This is a genomic window from Gluconacetobacter tumulisoli (assembly GCF_014174155.1).
Lineage (GTDB): Bacteria > Pseudomonadota > Alphaproteobacteria > Acetobacterales > Acetobacteraceae > Gluconacetobacter > Gluconacetobacter tumulisoli.
Window position 1 is genome coordinate 91,576 of record NZ_JABEQM010000006.1, and the last position, 23,728, is coordinate 115,303.

Below are 23,728 nucleotides of genomic sequence, written 5' to 3' on the forward strand. Positions count from 1 at the left end.
CACATCCTGCCTTATGAACGATTCCGTGATTTTCGATCGCCGCGCCGTGCGCCGGCACCGTGATCGCGCCGCAGGGCTGGTGGGAAGCGTCGCCGCGGTCCTGGACGAGGTCGCCGAGCGCCTGCTCGACCGTCTGGACGATACGACATATCGTTTCTCCGCGGCCTTGGATATCGGTGGACGTGGTGTCGTGGCGCCCCGCCTGCGGGGTCGGGGTATCGACAGCGTCATCTCCTGCGACCTGTCGCCTGCCATGGCCCGGCTGAACGGCACGCCCTGCCTGTGCGCCGACGAGGAATGGCTGCCGTTTGGGGCCGGCGCGTTCGATCTGGTGGTCGCCAACCTGTCGCTGCACTGGGTCAATGACCTTCCCGGCGCCTTGGCGCAGATTCGTCATGCCTTGAAACCCGACGGGCTGTTCCTGGCCAGCCTGCCGGTGCTGCCCACCCTATCTGGCTTGCGCAGTGCATTGACCGATGCCGAATGCGCGCTGTTGGGGGGGGCTTCCCCGCGCGTGTCGCCCTTCCCCGACCTGCGGGACTGCGCTTCACTGCTGCAGCGCGCAGGATTCGCGCTGCCGGTGGCGGACGCGGACACGATCATGCTGGATTATCGCACGCCCTTTGGCCTGCTGAAGGATTTAAGGGCCGCAGGAGAAACCAACGCCCTGACCCTGCGAAGCCGTCGGTTTGCACCCCCGGGGCTGTTTCCCGTGGCGCTGGCGGACCTGGTCTCGTCCGAAGGCGACCGCCACCTGACGGTGCCGCTGCGCCTTGCCATCATGACCGGCTGGGCCCCCGATGCCCGTCAACCGAAGCCGCTGCGCCCCGGGCAGTTTACGACGCCCTTGGAAGATGCCCTTAAAAACATAAAATAATCATCTAATAATAAAATAAAAACTATCCGCCTGTGACGCTCATGTGTCGCTTGATCGCGGCGGGGTCGTCGGGCCGACGGCCGATCACGAAATCATGGCCCTTCGGCTTGCGGCCGATGGCATCCCGGACCAGGTTCAGCAACTCCGCATTGCTGGCTCCGTCCCGCACCGGCTGACGTAGGTCGGTCGCCCCTTCATGTCCCAGGCAGGTATAGAATTGTCCGGTGCAGGACAGGCGAACCCGATTGCAGCTTTCGCAGAAATTGTGGGTCATCGGTGTGATCAGGCCCAGCAATCGACCGGTTTCGGCAACCCGCAGGTAACGGGCCGGGCCGCCCGTTCGAAGGGACAGGGGCTCGAGGGTCCAGCGCCGTTCGAGATCGGCGCGGACCGTCGAGAGCGGAAGATAACGATCGGTCCGGTCCTCGCCGGTCTCGCCCATCGGCATCGTCTCGATCAGGCACAGATCGGCGCCGATCTCGCCGCACCAGGACAGCAGGCTGTCGAATTCGTCGTTGTTTACGCCAGCCATGGCGACGGTGTTGATCCGCACCGCCAGGCCGGCCTCTTGCGCAGCGCGGACGCCTTCCAATGTCTGGTCCAGGCGGCCCCGGCGCGTAATGCAGCTGAATCGTTCGGAATCAAGAGAATCCAAACTGACATTCACGCGCCGTACGCCGGCCCGGCGCAGCATTTCCGCATGAACCGACAGGCGAGAGCCATTGGTCGTAAGGGTCAGTTCTTCCAGATGGCCGTCATCACCCGATTTATGAATATATTTCCCTAATGCATTGAAAAAACTATCTATGTCACGGCGAACGAGAGGTTCCCCCCCCGTGATGCGGATCCGTGTCACGCCATTGCGGATGAACGCCGCGCAGATACGCTCCAGTTCCTCGAAAGACAGAATTTCGTCCTTCGGCAGGAACACCATATTTTCGGACATGCAGTAGACACAGCGCATGTCGCACCGGTCGGTAACCGACACGCGCAGATATGTCACCGATCGACCGAAGGAATCCTGGAACGGCATCATCACGGCATGGATCCTCAGGACAGGACCGTCAGCACGATCACCGAAGCATCGATGAGCACTTTTCCCTGGTGCTCGAAATTGACCGTTACGCGATGGGCAACCGCCGATTGCACCTGTCCCCGCCCCCATTCGGGATGATCGGGATGGATGACGGACTGACCGGGTTCAAGAAACGATCGGAAGGTTGGGAGAGCGGGCATGAAATCACGGAACTCCGGACCGATCGTGCGGCCCTGACGGTAATCGCCATGGGCCGTACGCGTCTACCGGCCATAACGAAAAACGGCTTGGCAGGATACCAAGCCGTTTCCGAATATTCAAAGCCTATGAAAGCCGGCGGTCAGTGACCGGCGTTTTCTCCGGAGAAATCGGGGGCTGCGAGGCCCGATTTCTCCAGTTGCTCCGTCAATGCGGTCTTCAAATGCTCCAGGCCGGCTTCGGTGTTACCCTCCGCCCGCGCTACAAGCACGGCCTGGGTGTTGGAGGCTCGAAGCAGCCACCAGCCATCCTTCGTATTGACCCGGACCCCGTCGATCAGGGACACGTCGGCTCCGCTGTCCTTCAGACGGGCCGCGACTTCCTCGATCACCGCGAACTTGCGGGTGTCGGCACAATCGAACCGCAATTCGGGGGTGGAGATCGTCTCCGGCAACGCGTCACGCACCGTCGAAAGCGGCACGTCCAGGCGCGCAACGATACCCAGCAGCCGCACTGCGGCGTACAGCGCATCGTCGAATCCGTACCATTTGTCGGCGAAGAAGATATGCCCCGACATCTCACCGGCCAGCGGCGACGCAGTTTCGGCCATCTTCGACTTGATGAGCGAATGGCCGGTACGCCACATCAGCGGCGTGCCACCGGCCTTGGCGATTTCGTCGAACAGGACCTGGCTGGCCTTCACGTCGGCGATGATCGTGGCGCCCGGCCGGTCGCGCAGGACGTCACGTGCCAGGATAACCAGGATCTGGTCGCCCCACAGGATCTGTCCCTTGTCATCGACGACGCCGATACGATCGGCGTCGCCGTCGAAGGCGATGCCGATATCGGCATGCGTCTCACCCACCTTGGCGATCAGCTGTTCCAGGTTCTTCGCCACCGTCGGATCGGGATGATGGGCCGGGAAGGTTCCGTCGATCTCCCCGTTCAGGATGGTATGTTCGCCCGGGATCTTCTTGACCAGTTCGGCCAGGACCTCGCCCGCGACAGAATTGCCATTGTCCCAGACGACCTTCAGCTTGCGCGTGCCGCCGTCCCAGTCCTGGACCAGGCGGGCAACGTAATCGTCCTTGATGTCGATGCTGCGAACGGTCCCCGCGGCTTCTGGCACGACGTCGCCGGCGGCGGAGAGCGCGCCCAGTTCCTTGATCTGCTCGCCGAAGAACGGCTTGCCGGACAGCATCATCTTGAAGCCGTTGTAATTCGGCGGATTGTGGCTGCCGGTCACCATGATCGCGCCGTCAGCCTTCAAGGTTACGGATGCGAAATAGAGCATCGGCGTCGGACCGCACCCGACGCGTACGACCTCGACACCGGAGGCCAGGGCGCCCTTGACCAGCGCCTCTTCCAGCGAGGGGGACGACAGGCGGCCGTCATATCCGATCACGACCGTCCGGCCACCCTTGCGGGCAACGATGCTGCCGAACGTGCGGCCGATCGCGAAGGCGTCCTCGGGATGCAGGGTCTTGCCCACGATTCCGCGAATGTCGTACTCGCGAAGGCTGGTCGGATCGAAGCTATGCGTGAAGGACATTAAAGTTCACCGGTATAGGTTTTCAGGAACTCGCGCACCGCCTGGCCCAGGTCCGGGCGGTCGATCGAAAACGCGATCTGGGCTTCCAGGAATCCGATCTTGTTGCCGCAATCGAAGCGACGTCCTTCGTAGCGCAGGCCGTGGAAGGGCACATGGCCGATGACCTTGGCCATCGCATCGGTCAGCTGGACCTCGCCGCCCGCGCCGCGCTCCAGCTTCGCCAGGTGGGGCATGACGTCAGCCGTCAGGATATAGCGTCCGATGATGGACAGGTTCGACGGCGCCTCCTCCGGCTTCGGCTTCTCGACCAGCCCCGCGACCTCGACCAGCTTGCCGTCGTCCGCACCGGTCTTGAGGATGCCGTAGCGATTGGTGTGCTCGCGCGGAACCTCGCTCACTGCCACCACGTTGCCGCCGGTCTGGTTGTAGGCATCCACCAGTTGCTTCAGGCAGGGCACATCGCTCTTGACGATATCGTCGGGCAGCAGGATCGCGAACGGATCGTCCCCGATGAAGCTGCGGGCGCACCAGATGGCGTGGCCCAGGCCCAGGGGCTCCTGCTGGCGAACGGCGCTTAGCGCTCCGGCTTCGATGCTGGAGGGGGCAAGCGCCTCGAGCGCCTCGATCTTGTTACGTTCTCGAAGCGTCGTTTCCAGTTCGAAGGCGACGTCGAAATAATCGATCAGCGAATCCTTGCCCCGCCCCGTGATCAGGCAGAACTGATCGATCCCGGCGGCGCGCGCCTCGTCGATCGCATACTGAATCAGCGGCTTGTCGACGACAGGCAGCATTTCCTTTGGCATCGCCTTGGTTGCCGGGAGGAATCGCGTGCCAAGGCCCGCCACCGGAAGGACGGCTTTTCGCAAGGGCTTTATCACAAACGTCACCTTCTATCCGCGTTATGAATCCAGAACATTCAACCGCTTCCGCCTGGCGGAAACAACAGCCGTTAACCGGTTGCTCCTGAAATTCTTCTATCCGCAAAATTCGAAAAAAAAATGACTTATGTGAGGCATCGTCGAACTATCGACCTGGTTTCCAGGTCCTCATCTTCAATTTCAGGCGCATCCGGTCTGCCTTCTTGCAGGCAGCGAAGTGAACGATAACACGTCCTGGAACGTTGCGGGAAAGTGAAAAAATAGTCCCCCTAGGACGGTCGGCCCCGGATACACCTGCCATCGGGGCGATTCGGTTTCCCGACGAGGCTCTGCCGGGAGAATGACCGGGCCGGCGGCGGGACCGGTTTGGGACGTGATTAAGTAGCGAAGACGCCGCCGACGACTGCGACGGCCCAAACTCTTGCATCCCGACCGGGGCTCAATGTGTGCCAGAACGCGTCAAAGGCTGTGTGATTTCCGCCTCCCCGTAGCGCGCGCCGATGCGGCCGTTCCGGGTAAAGTCGGCCATCATCTGGAAATATCCCGGCGCATAGCGCGTCGAGACGCGTTCGCCATTGGCGTTCAGCTCGTACTCGGTCATCCCGTGTTCGGCGCCGGGGTAGACGGCCAGGGTGTAGGGTTTGCCTGCGGCAATCAGGGATTTGATACGGCGGCCGGTTTCGGCGCTGGGCGCGTCGAGGTCGTCGCCGCCCAGGACCCAGAGCTGCGGGGTGGTGGAGCGGCTGAGCACCGGCATCGGCTCGTAACGGAACGGCGGCGGTTCAGCGCCGAACTGTTTGGCGGCCTGTTCGATCTCGGTCTTGTCCAGGGGCAGGATGAAGAAGATGAAATCACCGTGGACGTCCTTGTACCAGGGCTCGGTCTTGTATTTCTGGCGCAGGGCCTCGAACGCTTCGTAGCCCTCCTTGCCATTGGTCTCGAGGACGTGTTCGCCCGCGCTGGCCAATTCAAGCGCCTTGGGCGTGTCGGCCTCGTGATGGTGGAAATGCATGTCGAGCGCGACGCTCTCCTGGTCCTCCTGCAGGATGGTGACGGCAAGGCCGAAGCTGACGATGGTGAAATCGACAGGCGCCTTCTCGGCCGCCAGTGGCGCGACCCAGCCGCCTTCGCTGCCGCCCTGATAACCGATGCGTCCCACGCGGACGCCGCCAAGCCTGCGCGCCTCGCGCATCGCCAGCACCGCATCGTCGGCGAGAGTCTCGAAGTTCTGGGTATAGGCGCCGCCGGACGCCCCGGTGCCGCGCTTGTCATAGACGAAGGCACCGATGCCTTGTGCCGGGAACATGCGCTGCAGGGAATAGAAATCCAGGGCAGAGGTATGCTCCGAGCCATGTACCAGAACCACCACGGGAACCTTGTCGCGACTTTTGGGCATGACCAGACGGCCGACTAGTGTAACGCCGTTGCTGAGGAATTTCGTGTCGGTAACGTCGAAGGCGATGCGATGGCCAACGTCGGCATCGAACCTGACGTCGCCCTTGTCGCAATCGGAAAAGGAAACGATCTTTTCGTCCGGCCGACCGGTCCAGCCTGAAGTGCTCTTCCACGTGCCGTCGGCCTGCTGAAGCAGTTGTCCGGTCTCGCCGTTGAACAGTCGCCAGCGCAGCGTGTCTCCCTCCGACGGCGCGATATCCAACGCCGCGCCACTCGCCAGCCGATAGGAGCCGATATGGCAATTGATCGCGGAATCCGCGAACGCCGGGTGAGAAGCCAGCAGTCCGAAACCACAAATCGCGGCATTGAGGATTGCCTGGACAAGAGGTCTCCAAGGCCTCTTCGCCGAATCCCGCCGTGGCCGACTGGCCAGTTTGGTCGATAGGAATGAAGTTAACACAACACTTTCGGCGAGGGTGCTCAGGTTCGACTCAATCATTAGGTCTAACAACTTTTTTGCCGTAGGCACGATGGTGGATGCTCGCGTCCCGGCGTGTGGCTGTCCCGTTAAACATTCATCATTTTGATTCGCGCGCAGCAACTGCGCGCTGCGCCGCCGGACGGCTGTAAACGCTAGGCCAAGGGGGCAATCATGGCCGCCGACACTTAGCGAGGATCGTAATACCCGATCTTCCAGAACAGCCGCTCACCGGCGAGACCGAATGCCCCGAACCGCTTGGACTCGAGAGCACGTTCATGGGGGCAGAGGGCGGCGGGATTGATCTTGCGGCTCGAGGTCGAGGCTGTGGGTCTTACCGGTATGTTTGCGGGCTGTTCCGGTTCTGGTCGGGACGCAGCGATACAATGCCGTAAGGTACGGGCGTTATTCAGCTTTGTTTTTATGAGAGACACAGGATGCCCTGAAACGTCATAAGGCGTCGACGAACCAGCCGTCAAACGTCTTTTGGTGCGGTCGAGAAGACTCGAACTTCCACGGGGTTTCCCCCACAAGCACCTCAAGCTTGCGCGTCTACCATTCCGCCACGACCGCACCGTGACAACGGCCACCGCCTGAGCGATACCGTGTGACGGAGGCCGTATAACTGATGCATGACCGACGGGCAATGACCGAAAACACGATTCTCTGGAATTCCAGCAGTGGCCTTGTGCCCTACCCCGACGCCATTGCGGAGATGGAGCGCCAGGTGGCGGGAATCCGCGACGGAACCGCGTCCGAACGGGTCTGGCTGCTGGAACATCCGCCCACCTTCACTGCTGGAACCTCGGCCCGGGACGAGGATCTGTTCAATCCCCAGGGCTTTCCGACCTATGCCGCTGGGCGTGGTGGCCAGTGGACCTATCACGGGCCGGGGCAGCGTGTCGCCTATGTGATGCTGGACCTGACCCGGCCGCATGGCGTCGTGCCCGCGCGTGATTTGCGCGAGTATGTCCATGCATTGGAAGAATGGCTGATTCGGACCCTGCATCGCTTCGACGTCACGGGGGAGCGGCGCGACGGCCGTATCGGCGTATGGGTCGCCGATCCCCGTACCGGGACGGAAAACAAGATCGCGGCCCTGGGGGTCCGGGTATCCCGCTGGACGAGCTGGCATGGCGTCGCGCTGAATGTGGCGCCGCGTCTGGACGATTTCGGCGGGATCGTGCCCTGCGGCATTCGCGAACACGGCGTCACCAGCCTGCATGCGCTGGGACGGACCGTCACGGTGGCAGAGGCCGACGCGGCGCTCCGCGCATGCTGGCAGGAACTGTTCGGCAGTGTCCCCTATTCCCCTGCGGACAACGAGAAATAGCCGTCGGGGAACACGGTTCCCGTCCGCACGTCCGTCAGGTGCAGGCGCGTGCGGTTCCGCCGCTCGTCCAGGATTTCGATGGCGACCAGCGAGAGCTGGCCCGCGAAGTCGGAAAAGCCCAGCGTCAGCAGGCCTTGCGAGGGATTGGAGGTCCGGGCCAGCGAGATCTGCACGACATTGCTGCCGTGCTGCACCGATGTCACTGCAATCGCCCCCCCGAGATGTACCGGGGTGGCCAGCAACAGGCCCAGCGGCTGGCGGGACAGGTTCATGCGCGTCACCGACTGGCGCACTGAATCGCGAAAGACCAGATGGCCGTCCGCCGCCACCAGCTCCATGCGGTGGGGCGTGTCGTAATCCAGGCGCAGATATCCGGGATCGTAGGACAATCGTCCCTCACCGATGCTGCCGTCCGGCCAGGTCTGTACCACGTGCGCCGTTAGGCCTCGGGTGGTGTTCAGATAGTGCGCAATCCGTGTGACGTCATGTCCCCCCGGCGATCCGGGCATGGCCTGGCAGGCCGCAAGCGCCAGCGGGGCGCCCAGGACCAGGCGACGGCGGGTCAGGGGACGACGGATCGGAGGGGGCGCACTCATCCGCGGGGTATCCGGCCATGTTCCTCGGGGGTGCGCAGGGTCAGCGACAAGGCATGCAGGCCCGATGTGAATTCCCCGCCCAGCAGGTCATGCACCAGCCGCGACCGCTGGACCCGGCCCATGCCCTCGAACGCCGTGCTGACGACCAGGACATTGTAATGCGTCTCGCCTCCCGGACCCGCTCCGCGCATGCCCGCATGGTGGGCGTGACGGGCGCTGTCGTCCACGATATCCAGCGTGGCCGGGGCAAGGCGGTCGCGGATGAGGCGTCCGATCCGGGCCGCGCGGTCCGGTCCTGTCTGGGTCACTGGTCTGCCCTCCTGTTTGCAAGCGCGCTTCGCTCTTGCACGAATACGGTCCGGACGCACATAACGCCAGATGATGAACCGAAGGAACACACGACACAGGGCTTTCGATCCCGATCCGGACGCACCGAGCCGGTGTTGCGACATGGCCGGCTGCGAGGAGGCCGCCGGATACCGTGCGCCCCGGTCGCGTGAGACGCTGAATGAATATTTCTGGTTCTGCCTGCCGCACGTGCGCGAATATAATGCCCGGTGGGATTATTATAAGGGCATGTCCCCCGGCCAGATCGAGGCCCACATCCGCGACGACGTGTCCTGGAACCGGCCATCCTGGCGGCTGGGCCAACGCGGAGGCCCGCATTTCTCGGAAGAGGACGTGCTGGATCCGCTGGACCTGCTGAACGGTGCGCGCCGTCCGGGCGCGCGCGGCACGACTCCGCCCCGACCGGAGGTGCCCGAGGCCCTGCGGCAGCCATTGAGCGCGCTGGGCCTGGAATGGCCATTGTCGATGGACGAGCTCAAGGTCCGGTACAAGGATTTGGCGCGCCGCCATCATCCCGACGCCAACGGCGGTGACCGGCATGCCGAGGAACGGCTGAAAATCATCAACGTGGCCTATACCGCAGTACGGACCCATCTTGCGTCCTCGCGGCAGGCTGATCTGGAAAAGACCGCATAGGCATGGTCACGCGGCCGATCCGGTCTATACTCCTTCAAGAAGACGATGCGTCCCGTCGCATTGCTCGCATTGCGGCGCCGCCGGGACGAACCAGCCGTGACGGATGCCATCCTGATGAATGATTTAGCCACCCTGACCGCCGGATCCCTAGCCGAAAACGGCGATGCCCTTCCGCCGATCTCGGCCCTGACCGCACCTGACCGCATGGTTTCGGCGCGCGATGTCTTCGGTATCGACAGTGATCTGCAGGTGCCCGCGTTTTCGGTGCGGACCGACCATGTGCCCGATGCCGATCCGACCTACCGGTTCGACCACGACACGACCCTGGCCATCCTTGCCGGGTTCGCCTTCAACCGTCGGGTGATGATCCAGGGGTATCACGGTACGGGCAAGTCGTCACATGTCGAACAGGTGGCATCGCGCCTCAACTGGCCGTGCGTGCGCATCAACCTCGACAGCCATATCTCGCGCATCGACCTGATCGGGAAAGACGCCATCGTCCTGCGCGACGGCATGCAGGTAACGGAATTCCGAGAGGGCCTGCTGCCCTGGGGCCTGCAGCATCCCTGTGCGCTGGTCTTCGACGAATACGATGCCGGCCGGCCCGACGTCATGTTCGTCATCCAGCGCGTGCTGGAAATCGAAGGCCACCTGACCCTTCTGGACCAGAACCGCGTCATTCGGCCCCACCCCTTCTTTCGGCTGTTCGCCACGGCGAACACGGTGGGCCTGGGGGATACGACGGGCCTGTATCACGGCACCCAGCAGATCAATCAGGGCCAGATGGACCGCTGGAACATCGTCACCACCCTGAATTACCTGCCCCATGCCGAGGAAACCGCGATCATAATGGCCAAGATGGGCGTCGATACCAGCGACGTCCCGGGCCGCAAGCGGATCGAAAGCATGGTCGCATTGGCCGATCTGACGCGGTCGGGCTTCATCGCCGGGGATATTTCCACGGTCATGTCCCCCCGTACCGTCATCAGCTGGGCGGAAAATTATCGGATCTTCCACGATCTGGAATTCGCCTTCCGGGTGTCGTTCCTGAACAAGTGCGACGAGGCGGAACGTCCGACCGTGGCGGAATATTACCAGCGCTGCTTCAACGTCGATCCGGTCGGCACGGCGTTGCGGGCGCGCTGACCGGGCGGGGTACGCGCATGGCGGACAGGAAAGACAACAGCCGTTCCGGGCGGTCGAATGCGACGGCGGAGCGGGCCGATGCGTTCAAGCGCGCGACGGTTGGCGCGGTTCGGGCGCTGGGCGGTCGAGCGACGGCCGAAGTCACGTTCCAGAGCGGGCCGATCCCGCCCGCGGGGGCGCTGACAGGCGAGCACGTCCGCCTGCCCCAGCCGGCCTTGCAACTGCCTGAGGCCGATATCCGCAGGCTGCGGGGCGCGGCCGATGCCGCGGCGTTGCAATTGCGCCACCATAGCCAGGCGATCCACGATTCCGCCCGCCCCGACCCGGGCGAGGCCCGTGTCGCGTATGACGTGCTGGAACAGGCGCGGGTGGAAAGCGTCGGCGCGCGCTACATGGCCGGTGTCGCCGCCAATCTGCGCGACCGGCTGGAACAGGATTATCGCGACAGCGGCCATGACCGGGCGGAGACGGTCGACCAGCTGCCGGTCCAGGTGGCGCTGGGTCTCCTGGCCCGGGAACGCCTGTCGGGCGAACCGGTGCCCGCCTCCATGCGGGGCATCGCCGACAAGTGGCGGGACCATCTGGGGCCGGCGGCGCGACGCGCCCTGGACGACATGGCTGCGACCCAGGACGACCAGACCGCGTTCGCCCGCGCCGCGCGACGTCTTCTGGTGGCCTGCGACCTGATCGAGGGCGAGGCCGAAATCGAAGACAGCCCGGAAGGCGACGACACAGCCCCGTCCGATGAAGCCGACGAGGAACCGGGCGAGGCCCCCGAGAAGCCGCAACAGCAGGACGAGGACGGTACCGGACAGGAGGAGGATGAAACCGGCCTGCAGCCCCAGATGGCGCAGGGCGCCGGGACAGGCGAGGAGGATTCGGACGAATCTGAAACCGGTACGGCGTCGGGGTCGGACCAGGCCGGTGGTCCACGCTCGGGTGACGACCAGGATACCCCTGATCCGGCGCTGACCTATCACGCCTACACGACTGCCTTCGATGAAGAGGTCGGGGCCGAGGATCTGTGCGACGCCGACGAGCTATCGCGCCTGCGCCAGCAGCTGGACCAGCAACTGGTCAGCCTGCAGGGGGTGGTGGCGCGGCTGGCCAACCGGTTGCAGCGGCGCCTGCTGGCCCAGCAGACGCGGGCATGGGAATTCGACCTGGAGGAAGGCATTCTTGACGCCGGCCGGCTGTCGCGGGTTGTGGTCAACCCGACCCTGTCGCTGTCCTACAAGCATGAACGGGACACCGATTTCCGGGACACTGTCGTTACGCTGCTGATCGACAATTCGGGTTCGATGCGCGGACGCCCGATTTCGGTCGCTGCGATGTGCGGCGATATCATGGCCCGGACACTGGAACGCTGCGCCGTGAAGGTCGAAGTCCTGGGCTTCACGACCCGCGCCTGGAAAGGTGGCCAGAGCCGCGAACGCTGGGTTGCGAACGGCAAACCCCGCAATCCGGGCCGGCTGAACGATCTGCGGCACATCGTCTACAAGGGGGCCGACATGCCCTGGCGGCGGGCCCGGAAGAATCTGGGCCTGATGCTGCGCGAAGGGCTGCTGAAGGAAAATATCGACGGCGAGGCCCTGCTATGGGCATGGCGGCGGCTTCAGGGACGGCCGGAAAGCCGAAAGATCCTGATGGTCATTTCCGACGGCGCGCCGGTGGATGACAGTACGCTGTCGGTCAATCCGGGGTCGTATCTCGAAACCCACCTGCGCGAGGTCATCGCGCAGATCGAGGGACGCAGCGCCATCGAACTGGTGGCCATCGGTATCGGCCACGACGTGACCCGCTATTACCGGCGGGCGGTGACGATCACCGACGCCGAGGAACTGGGCGGCACGATGATGCAGAAACTCTCCGAACTGTTCGATGAAAAGGCGGCGGCAGGACGGCGGCGCGTCGCCTGACGCAGCCGTCCCTACGCGGCCCCATGCCGCAGCCGGGTCAGACGCAGCACTTCGTCCACCATCCGGTCGACATCCCCCGCCACGGTCCTGTGGTTGACGATCGCGGCCCGAATCGCCTTCACCCCGTCGACGAGGGTTGTCGATGGCGCCGCGACCCCCGATTCATGAAGATCCTTGACCAGTTCGCCGTTCAGCGCGTCCAGATCCATCCCCGCCACCCGCACCCGGAAGCAGACGATGTTCAGGGTGACCGGGGCCAGCAATTCCAGCAGCGGCTCGCGTTCGACCCGGTCGGCAAGATGGCGCGCCACGGCGCAGCATTCCTCGACCATGCGCCCCATGCGGGCCGTGCCGTAGGTGCCCAGTGTCATCCAGACCTTCAAGGCGCGAAAGCCGCGCGACAGGTCGGGACCCAGGTCGCAGAACCACGGCGCGTTTCCCGCGAGGCCACGATCCTCGCGCGACAGGTAAGCCAGCGATTGCGCAAAGGCCGCCGCCTGCCGCCCCGGTTCGCGCACCAGGATGCAGCCGGCGTCGTAGGGAACCTGCGCCCATTTATGGAAATCGAACGCCACGCTGTCCGCACGCTCCAGCCCGCGCAGGGCCGGGCGCATGTCCGGCGACAGCATGGCCAGCGCGCCGAAGGCGCCGTCGACGTGGAACCACATTCCGTCCTGCCGGGCGATCGCGGCGATCCCGTCCAGATCGTCGATCGCACCGGTATCGACCGTTCCCGCCGTGCCGATCACGATGAACGGCTCCGCTCCGTCGTCACGGTCGGTCCGAATCGCGGCGCGCAGTGCGGAGAGGTCCATGCGGTGACGGTCGTCCACGGGAATGATCCGCAGGGCATCCGTGCCCAGTCCGGCAAGGTCGAACGCGCGGGCGATGCAGCCATGGGCCGTGGCGGCGGCATATCCGACCAACCGACGTCCGCCGATCCCCGTGCGGCGCAAGGCCTCTCCCTCGGGCACAGACCGGCTGGCGGTGATGACGGCGATCATGTTCGCCATCGACGATCCCGTAACCAGCAGACCGGAACACTCCCGGGGGAAGCCCAGCATGTCGGCGGCCCAGCGGATCACCTCGCGCTCGACTTCGATCGGTGCATGGTCGCGGCCGCCGCAATTCGCGTTCAGGCCGCCGGCCAGCAATTCGGCCAGCATGCCGACCGCCGTGCCGCCCCCATGCACCCACCCCATGAAGCCGGGATGGGTGTTGCCGGTGGCGTAGGGCGCGATCACCTCCCGGAAGCGATCGTACAGCATTTCGGGCGATGTCGGTTCGACCGGCAGGCCGGTTTTCAGCGCCGCACGGGCGGCGTCGGGCATCGGGCGCCAGACCGGGCCGTCCCGTTGCGTCATCAGCCGATCGATCATGTCGTCCAGCATCCGGTGCCCCAGGCCCCGCAATTCGTCCCAGTTGTCCGGGTCCAGTCCGGTCATGCGGTCCTGTCGTCCCTGTACCTGCGTGATAGGCGTGTGCCCGATCCGGGCAATGCACCCGGTTCTGTCCATCCTCGGATAATGCCCTTATAGTCGGGTCGTGTCTTTTGTGGATCTTCCATGTTTTTCGGCCAACTCAAACTGACGGAACTGGCGTGGGGCGGAACCCGCTGCCGTGCGCGGATCGGTGGCAGCGGCCCTCTGGTGGTCTTGCTGCACGGACGGGCGCAGAGCCACGTCGCATGGCATGAGGTTGCCCCGATTCTGGCCGCTACACACACGGTGGTCTGTCCCGACCTTCCCCCGGACAGTGACTTCGCGACGCAGGGACGCGATCTTCTGAACCTGGCCACGGCGCTGGGGCACGAGAGGCTGTCCATCGCAGGCCACGGGACCGGGGGGCATGTGGGTGCCTATGCTGCTGCCGCCGCGCCCGATCGGGTCAGCCACCTGGCGGAAGTCGAGTGCATCCCCTCGCCCGGTCATCACGGTCGCGCCGATTTGGCATTTGAACTCTCGCGCTACCAGGCTTGCTGGTTCGCGCAGCTTCATCCGAAGCCCGAATCCACGACGGTCGCGATTCCCGACGAGTGGACGCAGCCGGACGGCGAGTCGTCGGGTCCGTTCAATCCATCGGCCGTGGCCGACTATCTGGAGGCCGCCCCCGGACAGACCCCAGGAAGCGCGGGCCATTCCCGTTTTCCGCCCTATCCCGGCACGATGCGGATTTGTTGCCCGGTCCTGGTAGTCTGGTCGCGACACGGCCGGATCGGCGGCTGGTATGACCCCTGCGACCTGTGGCGCCCCTATGCGCGCGACAGTGTTATGGGCCTGGAACTGGATTGCGGCTATTATGTTCCCGAGGAAGCGCCGGAAGCCCTTGCCGGCGCGTTGACGCGCTTTTTCGACCCAAACTGACTGCGGAAACCTATCGCAAGGTCAGAGGGGAAGAAGCGCGATCCACCGGACCTCGGGCCGCGTCCTGTGCCGCCGCATATCGCCGGGCCAGCATCGCGCAGACAAAGAGCTGGATCTGGTGATAGATCATCAGGGGCAGCACCACCAGACCGACGGTGCTTGGTGCGAACAGCACGTTGGCCATCGGCACGCCGGAGGCCAGCGTTTTCTTCGACCCGCAGAAGACGATGGCGATTTCGTCGTCCTTGGGAAATCCCAATACCCGGCTGCCCAGCGTGGTGGCCAGCAGGACCAGTGCCAGCAGAACGCCATCCACGACCATGACCAGGCCGATCTGCGACAGCGGCAGCGTGTGCCACAGGCCCTGGACCACGGCCTCGCTGAACGCGGTGTAGACGACGATCAGGATCGATCCCCGGTCGCTCAGCGACAGCAGCTTCTTGTTGCGGTGCGCCCATTTGCCCAGCCAGGGCTGGAGTACCTGCCCCAGGATGAAGGGCAGCAGCAATTGCGTCATGATCGCCAGGACGCCGCCATGCCCGGCCGAGGCGCCATGCCGGGCCAGCACCAGCCCGGTCAGGATCGGGGTAATGAAAATTCCCACGATATTGGATGTCGTGGCCGCGCAGACGGCCGCGGGGACGTTGCCCCGGGCAATGGACGTGAACGCGATGGACGACTGGACGGTGGATGGCAGGCAGCACAGGAACAGGATGCCCAGCCAGACCGACGGTTCCAGCAGGTTGGGAAACAGGACGTGCAGCGCCAGCCCCAGCACGGGAAACAGCGCGAATGTGCACAGCAGGATCGCCAGGTGCAGCCGCCAGTTCACGATGCCGCCCAGCACGGCGTCGCGCGACAGGCGGGCGCCCTGCATGAAGAACATCAGCGCGATAACCGCGATCGCCAGGTCCTGGAACACCGGCACCGCGGCGCCGTGACACGGCAGGACCGTCGCGAGAACGACGGTGCAGATAAGGCTGAGCAGAAACGGATCCGGCTTGAGCATCGGTGGGCCCTGGGCAGTAGAGGAAGACATCGTAGGACCGGCCGAAGGGGGGATATCGCCTCTCGGCCGTCACACTCTCGTGCCAAATTGCCTTATGGACGCGGTCGCGTCACCCTCTGGCCGAGATGAAGAAAATGCGAATCCTTTCCCCTGCCGTCCTTATGGCCATCGTCCTGGGCGGCACCATGGCGATACTCCCGTCCGCCATGGCTGCGCCGCTGCCGGGCGATTGCGCCGTCGCAGGTGCTGACAGCCCGGCTGGCGGTGGAGGCACCGCTACGGCCCATGGCTATCGCCTGCGCTTTTCCGGCGGCATGGAGCCTCCTTCTCTTCACGCCGCCACCGTCAGTGTCAAGGGGAGCGGCGGGACCGCGACGCCGGGTCGCGACATCCTGGACGCGGCGTCCGTGGTGCTGCTGGGGGCGCTGACCAACCACCACGTCCCGGGCTGCACGCCCGGCTACTTTACCGACACCGTCAGTCCCGTCCTGCGTGGGCTGGGGGCGGACGGGTCCTACGATCTGACCTGGTCCCACCCGACGATCGCCAATGGATTGACCCGGATGTCGTTCAGGACGATCCACCTGCATCTGGCAGGTGCCGGGACGGACATGCCGGTCGTGGCTTCTCTCGAAATCCAGGATGCGGCCACCACTGGTCAGGGCGGCCTGTCATCCCTGCTGCCGCAGCAGGCACGGTCTGTCTTCTCGATCCCGGCCCGGTCTCTCGGCCCGCTTCTGGCGGCGGTCAGCGGGCGGCCGACACAGGGGGTCGCCGTGCCCGTCACCATTCGCAGCCTGACGGCCCAACGTTCGGACATGCGCCTGGACGGCAGCGGCTCGGCGGTCCTGACGGGCAATCCGGACGCCGCGTCGGCGACCGGGCATATGAGCATGCGCAACCTGCCCGACCTGATCGCCGCCGTCCGCGCCATGGGACAGACCCGGGTCGCCACCGCGCTGATCCTGGCCAATCTGGTGGGGCATCATGCCGATGCCGACGACACCTCGTGGGACGTGGCGTGGCAGGGAGGAATCCTGACGGTCAACCGGATCCCCCTGCCCCTCCGTTGATTCCCCCTCCGGCTGTGCTCCCTCAGCCCGGGTGGCGCAGCAATCCGCCTTCGACCCGCAGCGTGGCGCCGGTCGTCGCCGATGCCTGTGGCGAGCAGATATAAGCCACCATGCTGGCGATCTCCTCCGGTTCCGCCAGACGGCGGATCAGGGAGGTCGGACGGTGCGCGGGCACGAATTCGGCCTCGATCTCCGCGACCGGACGACCACTCTCCTGGGCAGCGTGCTCGAACATCGCCATCACGCCCTCCGTCCGGGTCGGGCCCGGCAGGACCGAATTGACGGTGACGCCTGTGCCGGGAACGCTTTCCGAGATTCCGCGGGCGATCGCGACCTGGGCGGCCTTGCTGAAGCCGTAATGGATCATGTCAGGTGGAATGTTCAGTGCGGATTCACTGGAGATAAAGACCACCCGTCCCCATTTTTGCTCGACCATTCCCGGCAGATAGTGACGGGTCAGGCGGACGCCGCTCATGACGTTGACGTCGAAGAATCGCTGCCATGCGGAATCGGGGGTCTGCAGGAAATCCGCCTGTTCGAAGATCCCCAGATTGTTGACCAGGATATCGGCCCGAGGCACCGCGCGGACGAAGGCATCGGCCCCCGCCTCGGTACCCAGATCGCCCGCGACCCCGCGCAACCGCGCCGTCGGAACGCGCGCGCGGACATGGGCCAGGGCCTCGTTCACCCGGGCCTGGCCGCGTCCGTTCACGATGACCTCCGCCCCGGTTTCAGCCAGGGCCACGACGATGGCCAGCCCGATTCCCGCCGTGGAGCCCGTGACGATGGCCGTTTTGCCCGTCAGATCGATCTTCATGTCGCCTGTTCCTTTCGTGCTGTCGCCGTCAGGCCGCCTTCTCCTGGCTTGCGAGCCGGCCGAGCGTCAGGACCGTGTCCTTGGCCAGACGAATGCGCTGCGCGTTCGTCATTTCCCGCACCAGGGCCAGCTTGTGGTCCGGGCGGAGGCGGACATTGCCGTCCTTCTGCGTCGCGATCCACGTCACCAGTCCACCCGGATTGGCGAAATGGTTGCCCCGGAACTGGATGACCATGCCCTTCGGTCCGGCTTCCAGCCGTTCCACCCCGGCCTCGCGGCACAGTCGCTTGATCGCGACCACGTCCAGAAGGTTCCGGACTTCGTCCGGCAGGGTACCGAAGCGATCGACCAGTTCGGCCTCCATTGCCTCGACCTCCGCATCGCTGGCCAGGGCGGCGATCCGGCGATAGAGACCCAGCCGGACCGGCAGGTCGGTCACATAGGTTTCGGGGATCAGAACCGGCAGGCCCAGGATGATATTGGGCGTCCAATCGCGATCCTGGATCTTGCGGCGTCCCTTTTCCGCCCGCATCTCGGCGACCGCGTCCTCCAGCATCTGCTGGTAGAGTTCGATCCCGACCTCGCGAATATGCCCCGACTGCTCGTCGCCCAGCAGATTGCCCGCTCCGCGCAGGTCCAGATCGTGCGAGGCCAGGGTGAAGCCCGCGCCCAGCGTGTCCAGGGTCTGCATGACCTCCAGCCGCTTTTCCGCGGCGGCGGACAGCACATGGGTCTGCGGCCAGGTCAGGTAGGCATAGCCGCGCTGCTTGCCGCGCCCCACCCGACCACGCAGCTGGTACAGCTGCCCCAGGCCGAACATGTCGGCGCGATGGATGATCAGCGTGTTCACCGCCGGCATGTCCAACCCGCTCTCCACGATATTGGTGGACAGCAGGATGTCGTACTTGCCGTCGCTGAACTCGGTCATGACCCGTTCCAGCTCTGTCGGCGACAGGCGTCCGTGGGCCTGGACCAGCCGGGCGTCGGGCACGATGTCGTGCAGACGGGTGGCCATCCGGTCCAGATCCTCGATCCGCGGCACGACGCAGAAGATCTGGCCGCCCCGGAAGCGTTCGCGCTGGATCGCCTCGCGGATCACCACGCTGTCGAACGGCATGATGAAGGTCCGCACGGCCAGGCGATCCGTCGGCGGGGTGGCGATCAGGCTCATTTCCCGCACCCCGGTCAGAGCCAGCTGCAGGGTACGCGGCAACGGCGTCGCCGACAGGGTCAGGACGTGCACGTCCTCGCGCAGGGCCTTCAGCTTCTCCTTGTGGGCGACGCCGAAATGCTGCTCCTCGTCGATGATCAGCAACTCCAGGTCGGCGAACTGCACCGTTTTGGCCAGCAGCGCATGGGTGCCGATGACGATGTTGACCGTCCCGTCGGTCAGGCCCTTGCGCACGGCGGCGGCGTCCTTGGCGGTGACCATGCGCGACAATTGCGCGACCGTGACCGGCAGGCCCGCGAACCGGGCGGAGAACGTGCGGAAATGCTGGCGCGCCAGCAGGGTCGTCGGCACCACCACGGCCACCTGGGCGCCGGACATGGCGGCGACGAAGGCCGCGCGCAACGCGACCTCGGTCTTGCCGAACCCGACGTCGCCGCAGACCAGGCGGTCCATCGGACGACCCGATCCCATGTCCTCCAGCACGTCGGCGATGGCGCGCGACTGGTCCTCGGTCTCGACAAAGGGGAAGCGGGCGCAGAATTCGTCCCATAGCCCCTCGGCAGGCGTCAGGCTCGGCGCCTCGCGCAGGGCCCGCAGGGCGGCGGTGCGGATCAGTTCGCCCGCCATGTCGCGGATGCGCTGCTTCATCCGGGCCTTGCGGTTCTGCCAGGAGGCCCCGCCCAGCTTGTCCAGCGCCACGCCCGCCTGGTCCGAGCCGAAGCGACTCAGCAGTTCGATATTTTCGACCGGCAGGAACAATTTCTCGTTGCCGTCATAGACCAGGCGCAAACAATCGTGCGGCGCGCTCCCGACGCCGATCGTCTCCAGCCCGTCATAGCGACCGATGCCGTAATCCTGATGGACGACCAGGTCGCCCTCGGCGATTTCCGATGCCTCGGCAATGAACTGATCGGCCTTCTTTCGACGGCGGGGCGGACGCGATATCCGCTCGCCCAGCAAATCCTGCTCGGACACGAAGGCCAGGTTATCGGCGACGAAACCCCGTTCCAGACCCATTGTCAGCAGGCCCACCGTCCCGGGCTTCAGGCCCTGCGCACGCGTCCAGTCCTCGTAGAGGTCCACTGCCATGCCGTGTTCGCGCAGCAGAGTCGCGATGCGCTCGCGCGAGCCACGCGTCCAGGCCGTGACATAGGCCCGGCGTCCGACCTCCGCCCATTGCCGCACCTGCGTGTCGAGCAGCGCGAACACATTTTCCCGTGATTCGGTGCCGGTGCCGCGCGCGAACAGGATTCCGGGCCGGCCGCCGGCATCGATCCCCGGCCCGTCTTCGGGGCGGGCGAACGGGCTGAACGCCATGACTGGACGGCCCGACAGGATGCCGTCCCAGCCCTTGCGGTCCAGATACATCAGGTGCGGCGGCAGAGGGCGGTACGGGACCTCGCCCTCGCGCACGGGCTGGCGACGGGCTTCGAAATGATCGGCGATCATCTCCAGCCGTGCGGTCAGGACGTCCTGCGCCTGATGCGCCAGGATGACCGATACGCCGGGCAGATAGTCGATCAGCGTTTCCAGATGGTCGTGGAATAACGGCAGCCAATGTTCCAGGCCGGCATGGCGCCGTCCGTCGGACACATGCTGGTAGATCGGATCGGCCGCCGCCGCGGGGCCGAACAGGTCGCGCCATCCCGTCCTGAAACGCGACACGCTCGCCTGGTCCAGCGAAAAATCTGCCACGGGCCGCATGATGAACCGGTCCAGTCGTTCCGACGACCGCTGGGTGGCGGGGTCGAAGCGGCGGATATTCTCGACCTCGTCACCGAACAGGTCGAGGCGTACGGGCTCGGCCTCGCCAGCCGGGAAGATATCGAATATTCCGCCCCGGGTCGCGAATTCGCCAGGCTCCATGACCGTGTCGGTACGGTTGTAGCCGTTGGCCACCAGCAATTCGATCAGAAAGGCCTGGTCCAGGCTTTCACCGGTGGCAAGGGCCAGGGACTGGCCCTGGAATGCAGCGCGTGGCGCCACGCGCTGCACCAGCCCGCCCACCGTGGTCAGGACCACCCGCGGCGCCGTTGCCGGCTCCAGAAGCCGGGTCAGGGTCGCTACACGCTCGGCGACGATGGCGGGGTTGGGCGATACCCGGTCATACGGCAGGCAGTCCCAGGCCGGAAAGCGCAGGATCTCGGCATTCGGCGCGACCAGGGCCAGCAGGTCGCCGATCCGTGCCATCCCGGCATCGTCCCGCGCCACATGCAGGATGGGGCCGCCATGGTCGCCCAGGCGACGGGCCAGCAGAAAGGCGTCATAGCCGTCCGGCACGCCCCATATGGTGGCGATGGCGGGCGACGGCGATCCGGCCGCCGCGATCATCGCTCTCCCCGGATCGCGGCCTGGCGGGCGGGGTCGTTCGCGTCGGCCAGGATGGCCTGCATCATCGGGCTGTCCAACTCGGCCGGGACGGGCCGGCGGCCGCTCAGCCAGTCCGCGAGGTCGGCGTCCGGCAGGTCCATCACCGCCTCCAGCGCATCCAGTTCCGCGTCGCTCATGCCGGCGAGGCGCGGGGCGACGAAGCCGCCGATCAGAATATCGGTCTCATGCGTGCCGCGATGGGTGGCGCGGTAATAGATCCGGCGGCGGCGCGGATCGAGGGTCGCGAGATCGGAGGTATCGACAGCCATAGCACCCTGCCCAGACATGGTTTCGTTTTGTTCCTTGGCGTCGCTGTCCTATAGCCCTGCGACAGAATCCTGTCAGCCCGGCAAGGGCCCGGCAAGGGATAGTAGAGAGCGGACGAAGAACGCGTGTCGGGTATCATCCTTCAGGACGGCCGGGGGAACAACCTTGCCCCGCTGCTTGCCCCGCTCGGCACCCTGCCCGGCGTGGGGCCGGCGGTCGCACGGCTGCTGGCACGGGCCGTGCGGGGCGACAGGGTGATGGACCTGCTGTTTCACCTGCCCGAGTCGGTCATAGACCGCCGGTATCGTCCCCGCCTGTGCGACGCCATTCCGGGGCGGGTGTGCACGCTGGCGGTCACCGTCCGCCGCATCGACGCCCCCGCGCGAGGAACGCGGCAGCCCTGGCGGGTACAGGTGGCCGATGACAGCGGCGTCGCGGAACTGGCGTTCTTTTCCCCTTACCAGGCGCGGCAGATGGTCGTGGGCTCGGCCATTGCCGTGTCGGGCATGCTGGAGAGATTCGGCGACCGGCTGTCGATCGCCCATCCCGACCATATCGTCCCGCGGGATCGTGCCGATGCGATTCCCGCCTTGGAACCGGTCTGGCCGCTGACCGCGGGCCTGTTTCCCCGCCATGTACGCGGGGCGTTGCATCAGGCGTTCCTGCGGTTTCCGGCCGTGCCGGAATGGCTGGACCCGGCGCTGGTGGCGCGCCGCCAATGGCCGGATTTCGAAACGGCGCTGCGGCATCTGCATTGCCCGTCCGCCTTCGCCGACCTGCTGCAGGACGACGTCTATGTCGCTGCCAGCGAACGGGCGCGTCTGCGTCTGGCCTGCGACGAATTGCTGGCGGGGCAGATCGCGATGGTCGAGGCGCGGCGGCGCAACCGTAACCGGCCCGGTCGAGCGATTGCTGGGACCGGTGCGTTGCGCGCCATTGCCCTGGCGCGTTTCGGCCACGCCCCGACCAGCGCGCAGATCCGTGCGCTGCGCGACATCGACCAGGATCTCGCCGCTCCGAATCCGATGATGCGGCTGCTTCAGGGCGATGTCGGGGCGGGCAAGACACTGGTTGCGCTGATGGCGATGCTGGGCGTGGCGGAGGCCGGGCACCAGGCGGTCCTGATGGCGCCGACCGAGATCCTGGCGCGGCAGCATTATGCAACGTTCCAGAAGCTGGCCCCGGTGCCCGTGGCGTTCCTCAGCGGCAGCATCAAGGGACGTGCCCGCAAGACGGTGCTGGAGGAGATCGCCCAGGGCAAGGCCCCTCTGGTGATCGGCACCCACGCCCTGTTTCAGGACAAGGTGGTGTTCGACGATCTGGCGCTGGCCGTCATCGACGAACAGCATCGCTTCGGCGTCGAACAACGCCTGCTGCTGGGCGAAAAGGGGCATCTGACCGACATCCTGGTGATGACCGCCACCCCGATTCCCCGCACCCTGCTGCTGACTCAATGGGGGGAAATGCAGGTCAGCCGCCTGGACCAGAAACCCGCCGGCCGGCAGCCGGTGCGGACGTCGCTGCACGGCATGGCATCGATTGCCGGCCTGTTGGACGGAGTCGGCCGCGCGATCGGGCGCGGTGCGCGGATTTTCTGGGTCTGTCCGCTGGTCACGGAAAGCGAATCGATGGATATCGCGGCGGCCGAGGCGCGTTTCGCCGCCCTGACCGAACGTTTCGGCCCTGTCGTCGGCCTGGCGCACGGCCAGCAGGACATCACGGTACGCGAGGCCGCGATCGCCGATTTCGCGGCCGGACGGACACGAATCCTGGTGGCGACGACGGTCATCGAGGTAGGGGTGGATATCCCGGCCGCGACGGTCATGGTCATCGAACATGCCGAGCGTTTCGGCCTGGCGCAATTGCACCAGTTGCGTGGGCGCGTAGGGCGCGGGCACGACGAATCGTTCTGCCTGCTGCTGCATGACGACGCCCTGGGCCAGACCGCACGGCGCCGGCTGGCCCTGCTGCGCGATACCGACGACGGCTTCCTGATCGCGGACGAGGATTTCCGCCTGCGCGGCGGCGGCGATATGACGGGCCGGCGTCAGTCCGGCCTGCCGGATCTGCGCCTGGCGACGGGCGCGCGCCTCGACCTGCTGGTCGCGCTGGCGTCGCAGGATGCGGAACGGCTGGTGGCGCCGGACGGCCAGATCACCGGCCCGCGCCGGGATGCCATCTCCGTGCTGCTGGAACTGTTTGCCCGGGACGATGCGGCCCGCATCCTGCGGTCAGGGTAACGCGCTGCAACGGAAACGAATGCAGC

Annotated in this window: 21 protein-coding genes and 1 tRNA gene; 9 read left to right on the plus strand and 13 right to left on the minus strand. The window is 65.6% G+C overall.

Going from position 1 to position 23,728, the window contains the following annotated elements; translation table 11 throughout:
• Positions 1-13 precede the first annotated feature (13 nt).
• Positions 14-877: a methyltransferase domain-containing protein gene (locus tag HLH28_RS09000; RefSeq protein ID WP_182957915.1), complete on the plus strand. Its 864-nt coding sequence runs from the start codon at positions 14-16 to the stop codon at positions 875-877.
• A gap of 22 nt (positions 878-899) precedes the next feature.
• Here the strand turns inward: HLH28_RS09000 and moaA are convergent, their stop codons facing one another.
• The 4 genes from moaA to galU form a co-directional block, all read right to left on the minus strand.
• Positions 900-1,916, minus strand: a complete 1,017-nt coding sequence (gene moaA / locus HLH28_RS09005; RefSeq protein WP_408869831.1) for a GTP 3',8-cyclase MoaA — start codon at positions 1,914-1,916, stop codon at positions 900-902.
• A gap of 11 nt (positions 1,917-1,927) precedes the next feature.
• Positions 1,928-2,113, minus strand: a complete 186-nt coding sequence (locus tag HLH28_RS09010; RefSeq protein ID WP_182957920.1) for a DUF3553 domain-containing protein — start codon at positions 2,111-2,113, stop codon at positions 1,928-1,930.
• A 140-nt stretch (positions 2,114-2,253) separates the two neighbouring features.
• Entirely contained in the window at positions 2,254-3,663 is a 1,410-nt protein-coding gene (pgmG, locus tag HLH28_RS09015) for a phosphoglucomutase/phosphomannomutase PgmG (protein ID WP_182957923.1), read from the minus strand.
• Positions 3,663-4,541, minus strand: coding sequence for a UTP--glucose-1-phosphate uridylyltransferase GalU (gene galU, locus HLH28_RS09020; protein WP_182958236.1), 879 nt, complete (start codon positions 4,539-4,541; stop codon positions 3,663-3,665). The genes pgmG and galU overlap by 1 nt, the downstream gene beginning before the upstream one ends.
• Here galU and HLH28_RS09025 point away from each other — a divergent pair.
• A complete protein-coding gene (locus HLH28_RS09025; protein ID WP_182958267.1) occupies positions 4,435-4,665 on the plus strand; it encodes a hypothetical protein in 231 nt (76 codons plus the stop codon). The genes galU and HLH28_RS09025 overlap by 107 nt on opposite strands.
• 315 nt (positions 4,666-4,980) lie before the next feature.
• Here the strand turns inward: HLH28_RS09025 and HLH28_RS09030 are convergent, their stop codons facing one another.
• Both HLH28_RS09030 and HLH28_RS09035 read right to left on the minus strand, forming a co-directional pair.
• Positions 4,981-6,435 carry an alpha/beta hydrolase family protein gene (locus tag HLH28_RS09030; RefSeq protein ID WP_182957926.1) on the minus strand — a complete coding sequence of 485 codons (1,455 nt, stop codon included), beginning with the start codon at positions 6,433-6,435 and terminating at the stop codon, positions 4,981-4,983.
• Positions 6,436-6,901: 466 nt separating this feature from the next.
• Positions 6,902-6,987 (minus strand) — tRNA-Leu (locus HLH28_RS09035).
• Between the two features lie 55 nt (positions 6,988-7,042).
• On the opposite strand from HLH28_RS09035, the gene lipB reads away from it, so the two are divergent.
• A complete protein-coding gene (gene lipB, locus HLH28_RS09040) occupies positions 7,043-7,747 on the plus strand; it encodes a lipoyl(octanoyl) transferase LipB (RefSeq protein WP_182957930.1) in 705 nt (234 codons plus the stop codon).
• Here the strand turns inward: lipB and HLH28_RS09045 are convergent.
• Positions 7,720-8,343 carry a LolA family protein gene (locus HLH28_RS09045; protein WP_182957933.1) on the minus strand — a complete coding sequence of 208 codons (624 nt, stop codon included), beginning with the start codon at positions 8,341-8,343 and terminating at the stop codon, positions 7,720-7,722. The two genes, lipB and HLH28_RS09045, sit on opposite strands and share 28 nt — an antisense overlap.
• Complete coding sequence (locus tag HLH28_RS09050) at positions 8,340-8,651, minus strand: BolA family protein (RefSeq protein ID WP_338029693.1); 312 nt, start codon at positions 8,649-8,651, stop codon at positions 8,340-8,342. Before HLH28_RS09050 ends, HLH28_RS09045 begins: the two co-directional genes overlap by 4 nt.
• A 70-nt stretch (positions 8,652-8,721) precedes the next feature.
• On the opposite strand from HLH28_RS09050, the gene HLH28_RS09055 reads away from it, so the two are divergent.
• The 3 genes from HLH28_RS09055 (at position 8,722) to cobT (ending at position 12,392) form a co-directional block, all read left to right on the plus strand.
• Positions 8,722-9,327: a J domain-containing protein gene (locus HLH28_RS09055; RefSeq protein WP_182957937.1), complete on the plus strand. Its 606-nt coding sequence runs from the start codon at positions 8,722-8,724 to the stop codon at positions 9,325-9,327.
• Positions 9,328-9,441: 114 nt separating this feature from the next.
• Positions 9,442-10,473, plus strand: coding sequence for a cobaltochelatase subunit CobS (cobS, locus tag HLH28_RS09060; RefSeq protein WP_182957940.1), 1,032 nt, complete (start codon positions 9,442-9,444; stop codon positions 10,471-10,473).
• Positions 10,474-10,490: 17 nt separating this feature from the next.
• Entirely contained in the window at positions 10,491-12,392 is a 1,902-nt protein-coding gene (gene cobT / locus HLH28_RS09065) for a cobaltochelatase subunit CobT (protein ID WP_182957943.1), read from the plus strand.
• A gap of 11 nt (positions 12,393-12,403) precedes the next feature.
• Here the strand turns inward: cobT and HLH28_RS09070 are convergent, their stop codons facing one another.
• Complete coding sequence (locus tag HLH28_RS09070; RefSeq protein WP_182957946.1) at positions 12,404-13,837, minus strand: pyridoxal phosphate-dependent decarboxylase family protein; 1,434 nt, start codon at positions 13,835-13,837, stop codon at positions 12,404-12,406.
• Positions 13,838-13,957: 120 nt separating this feature from the next.
• Here HLH28_RS09070 and HLH28_RS09075 point away from each other — a divergent pair, with 120 nt between their 5' ends.
• Positions 13,958-14,755 (plus strand): alpha/beta fold hydrolase, encoded by a 798-nt coding sequence (locus HLH28_RS09075; RefSeq protein ID WP_182957948.1) that lies wholly within the window; start codon positions 13,958-13,960, stop codon positions 14,753-14,755.
• 10 nt (positions 14,756-14,765) lie between these two features.
• Here HLH28_RS09075 and HLH28_RS09080 read toward each other — a convergent pair whose 3' ends face one another.
• On the minus strand, positions 14,766-15,794 hold the full coding sequence (locus HLH28_RS09080) for a bile acid:sodium symporter family protein (protein ID WP_408869832.1): 1,029 nt from the start codon (positions 15,792-15,794) through the stop codon (positions 14,766-14,768).
• A 104-nt stretch (positions 15,795-15,898) separates the two neighbouring features.
• On the opposite strand from HLH28_RS09080, the gene HLH28_RS09085 reads away from it, so the two are divergent.
• Entirely contained in the window at positions 15,899-16,837 is a 939-nt protein-coding gene (locus HLH28_RS09085; RefSeq protein ID WP_182957951.1) for a hypothetical protein, read from the plus strand.
• A gap of 22 nt (positions 16,838-16,859) precedes the next feature.
• Here the strand turns inward: HLH28_RS09085 and HLH28_RS09090 are convergent, their stop codons facing one another.
• From HLH28_RS09090 to HLH28_RS09100, 3 genes are read right to left on the minus strand one after another with little or no spacing between them, the layout of a single operon-like run.
• A complete protein-coding gene (locus HLH28_RS09090) occupies positions 16,860-17,654 on the minus strand; it encodes an SDR family NAD(P)-dependent oxidoreductase (RefSeq protein WP_182957955.1) in 795 nt (264 codons plus the stop codon).
• Positions 17,655-17,682: 28 nt separating this feature from the next.
• On the minus strand, positions 17,683-21,156 hold the full coding sequence (gene mfd, locus HLH28_RS09095; RefSeq protein ID WP_182957958.1) for a transcription-repair coupling factor: 3,474 nt from the start codon (positions 21,154-21,156) through the stop codon (positions 17,683-17,685).
• Positions 21,153-21,464: an FAD assembly factor SdhE gene (locus HLH28_RS09100; RefSeq protein WP_182957961.1), complete on the minus strand. Its 312-nt coding sequence runs from the start codon at positions 21,462-21,464 to the stop codon at positions 21,153-21,155. The genes mfd and HLH28_RS09100 overlap by 4 nt, the downstream gene beginning before the upstream one ends.
• A gap of 123 nt (positions 21,465-21,587) precedes the next feature.
• Between HLH28_RS09100 and recG the strand changes: the two genes are divergently transcribed.
• A complete protein-coding gene (gene recG / locus HLH28_RS09105; protein ID WP_182957963.1) occupies positions 21,588-23,702 on the plus strand; it encodes an ATP-dependent DNA helicase RecG in 2,115 nt (704 codons plus the stop codon).
• The last annotated feature ends 26 nt before the right edge of the window (positions 23,703-23,728 follow it).

What these genes read in the sequence shown, in the direction of transcription:
- mfd (WP_182957958.1), bottom strand. Translation starts at nt 21,156, where the DNA reads ATGATCGCGGCGGCCGGATCGCCGTCGCCCGCCATCGCCACCATATGG.
- HLH28_RS09100 (WP_182957961.1), bottom strand. Translation starts at nt 21,464, where the DNA reads ATGGCTGTCGATACCTCCGATCTCGCGACCCTCGATCCGCGCCGCCGC.
- HLH28_RS09085 (WP_182957951.1), top strand. Translation starts at nt 15,899, where the DNA reads ATGCGAATCCTTTCCCCTGCCGTCCTTATGGCCATCGTCCTGGGCGGC.
- HLH28_RS09080 (WP_408869832.1), bottom strand. Translation starts at nt 15,794, where the DNA reads ATGTCTTCCTCTACTGCCCAGGGCCCACCGATGCTCAAGCCGGATCCG.
- cobS (WP_182957940.1), top strand. Translation starts at nt 9,442, where the DNA reads ATGAATGATTTAGCCACCCTGACCGCCGGATCCCTAGCCGAAAACGGC.
- HLH28_RS09090 (WP_182957955.1), bottom strand. Translation starts at nt 17,654, where the DNA reads ATGAAGATCGATCTGACGGGCAAAACGGCCATCGTCACGGGCTCCACG.
- HLH28_RS09030 (WP_182957926.1), bottom strand. Translation starts at nt 6,435, where the DNA reads ATGATTGAGTCGAACCTGAGCACCCTCGCCGAAAGTGTTGTGTTAACT.
- HLH28_RS09075 (WP_182957948.1), top strand. Translation starts at nt 13,958, where the DNA reads ATGTTTTTCGGCCAACTCAAACTGACGGAACTGGCGTGGGGCGGAACC.
- HLH28_RS09010 (WP_182957920.1), bottom strand. Translation starts at nt 2,113, where the DNA reads ATGCCCGCTCTCCCAACCTTCCGATCGTTTCTTGAACCCGGTCAGTCC.
- HLH28_RS09070 (WP_182957946.1), bottom strand. Translation starts at nt 13,837, where the DNA reads ATGACCGGACTGGACCCGGACAACTGGGACGAATTGCGGGGCCTGGGG.
- lipB (WP_182957930.1), top strand. Translation starts at nt 7,043, where the DNA reads ATGCATGACCGACGGGCAATGACCGAAAACACGATTCTCTGGAATTCC.
- cobT (WP_182957943.1), top strand. Translation starts at nt 10,491, where the DNA reads ATGGCGGACAGGAAAGACAACAGCCGTTCCGGGCGGTCGAATGCGACG.
- pgmG (WP_182957923.1), bottom strand. Translation starts at nt 3,663, where the DNA reads ATGTCCTTCACGCATAGCTTCGATCCGACCAGCCTTCGCGAGTACGAC.
- HLH28_RS09055 (WP_182957937.1), top strand. Translation starts at nt 8,722, where the DNA reads ATGATGAACCGAAGGAACACACGACACAGGGCTTTCGATCCCGATCCG.
- HLH28_RS09045 (WP_182957933.1), bottom strand. Translation starts at nt 8,343, where the DNA reads ATGAGTGCGCCCCCTCCGATCCGTCGTCCCCTGACCCGCCGTCGCCTG.
- HLH28_RS09000 (WP_182957915.1), top strand. Translation starts at nt 14, where the DNA reads ATGAACGATTCCGTGATTTTCGATCGCCGCGCCGTGCGCCGGCACCGT.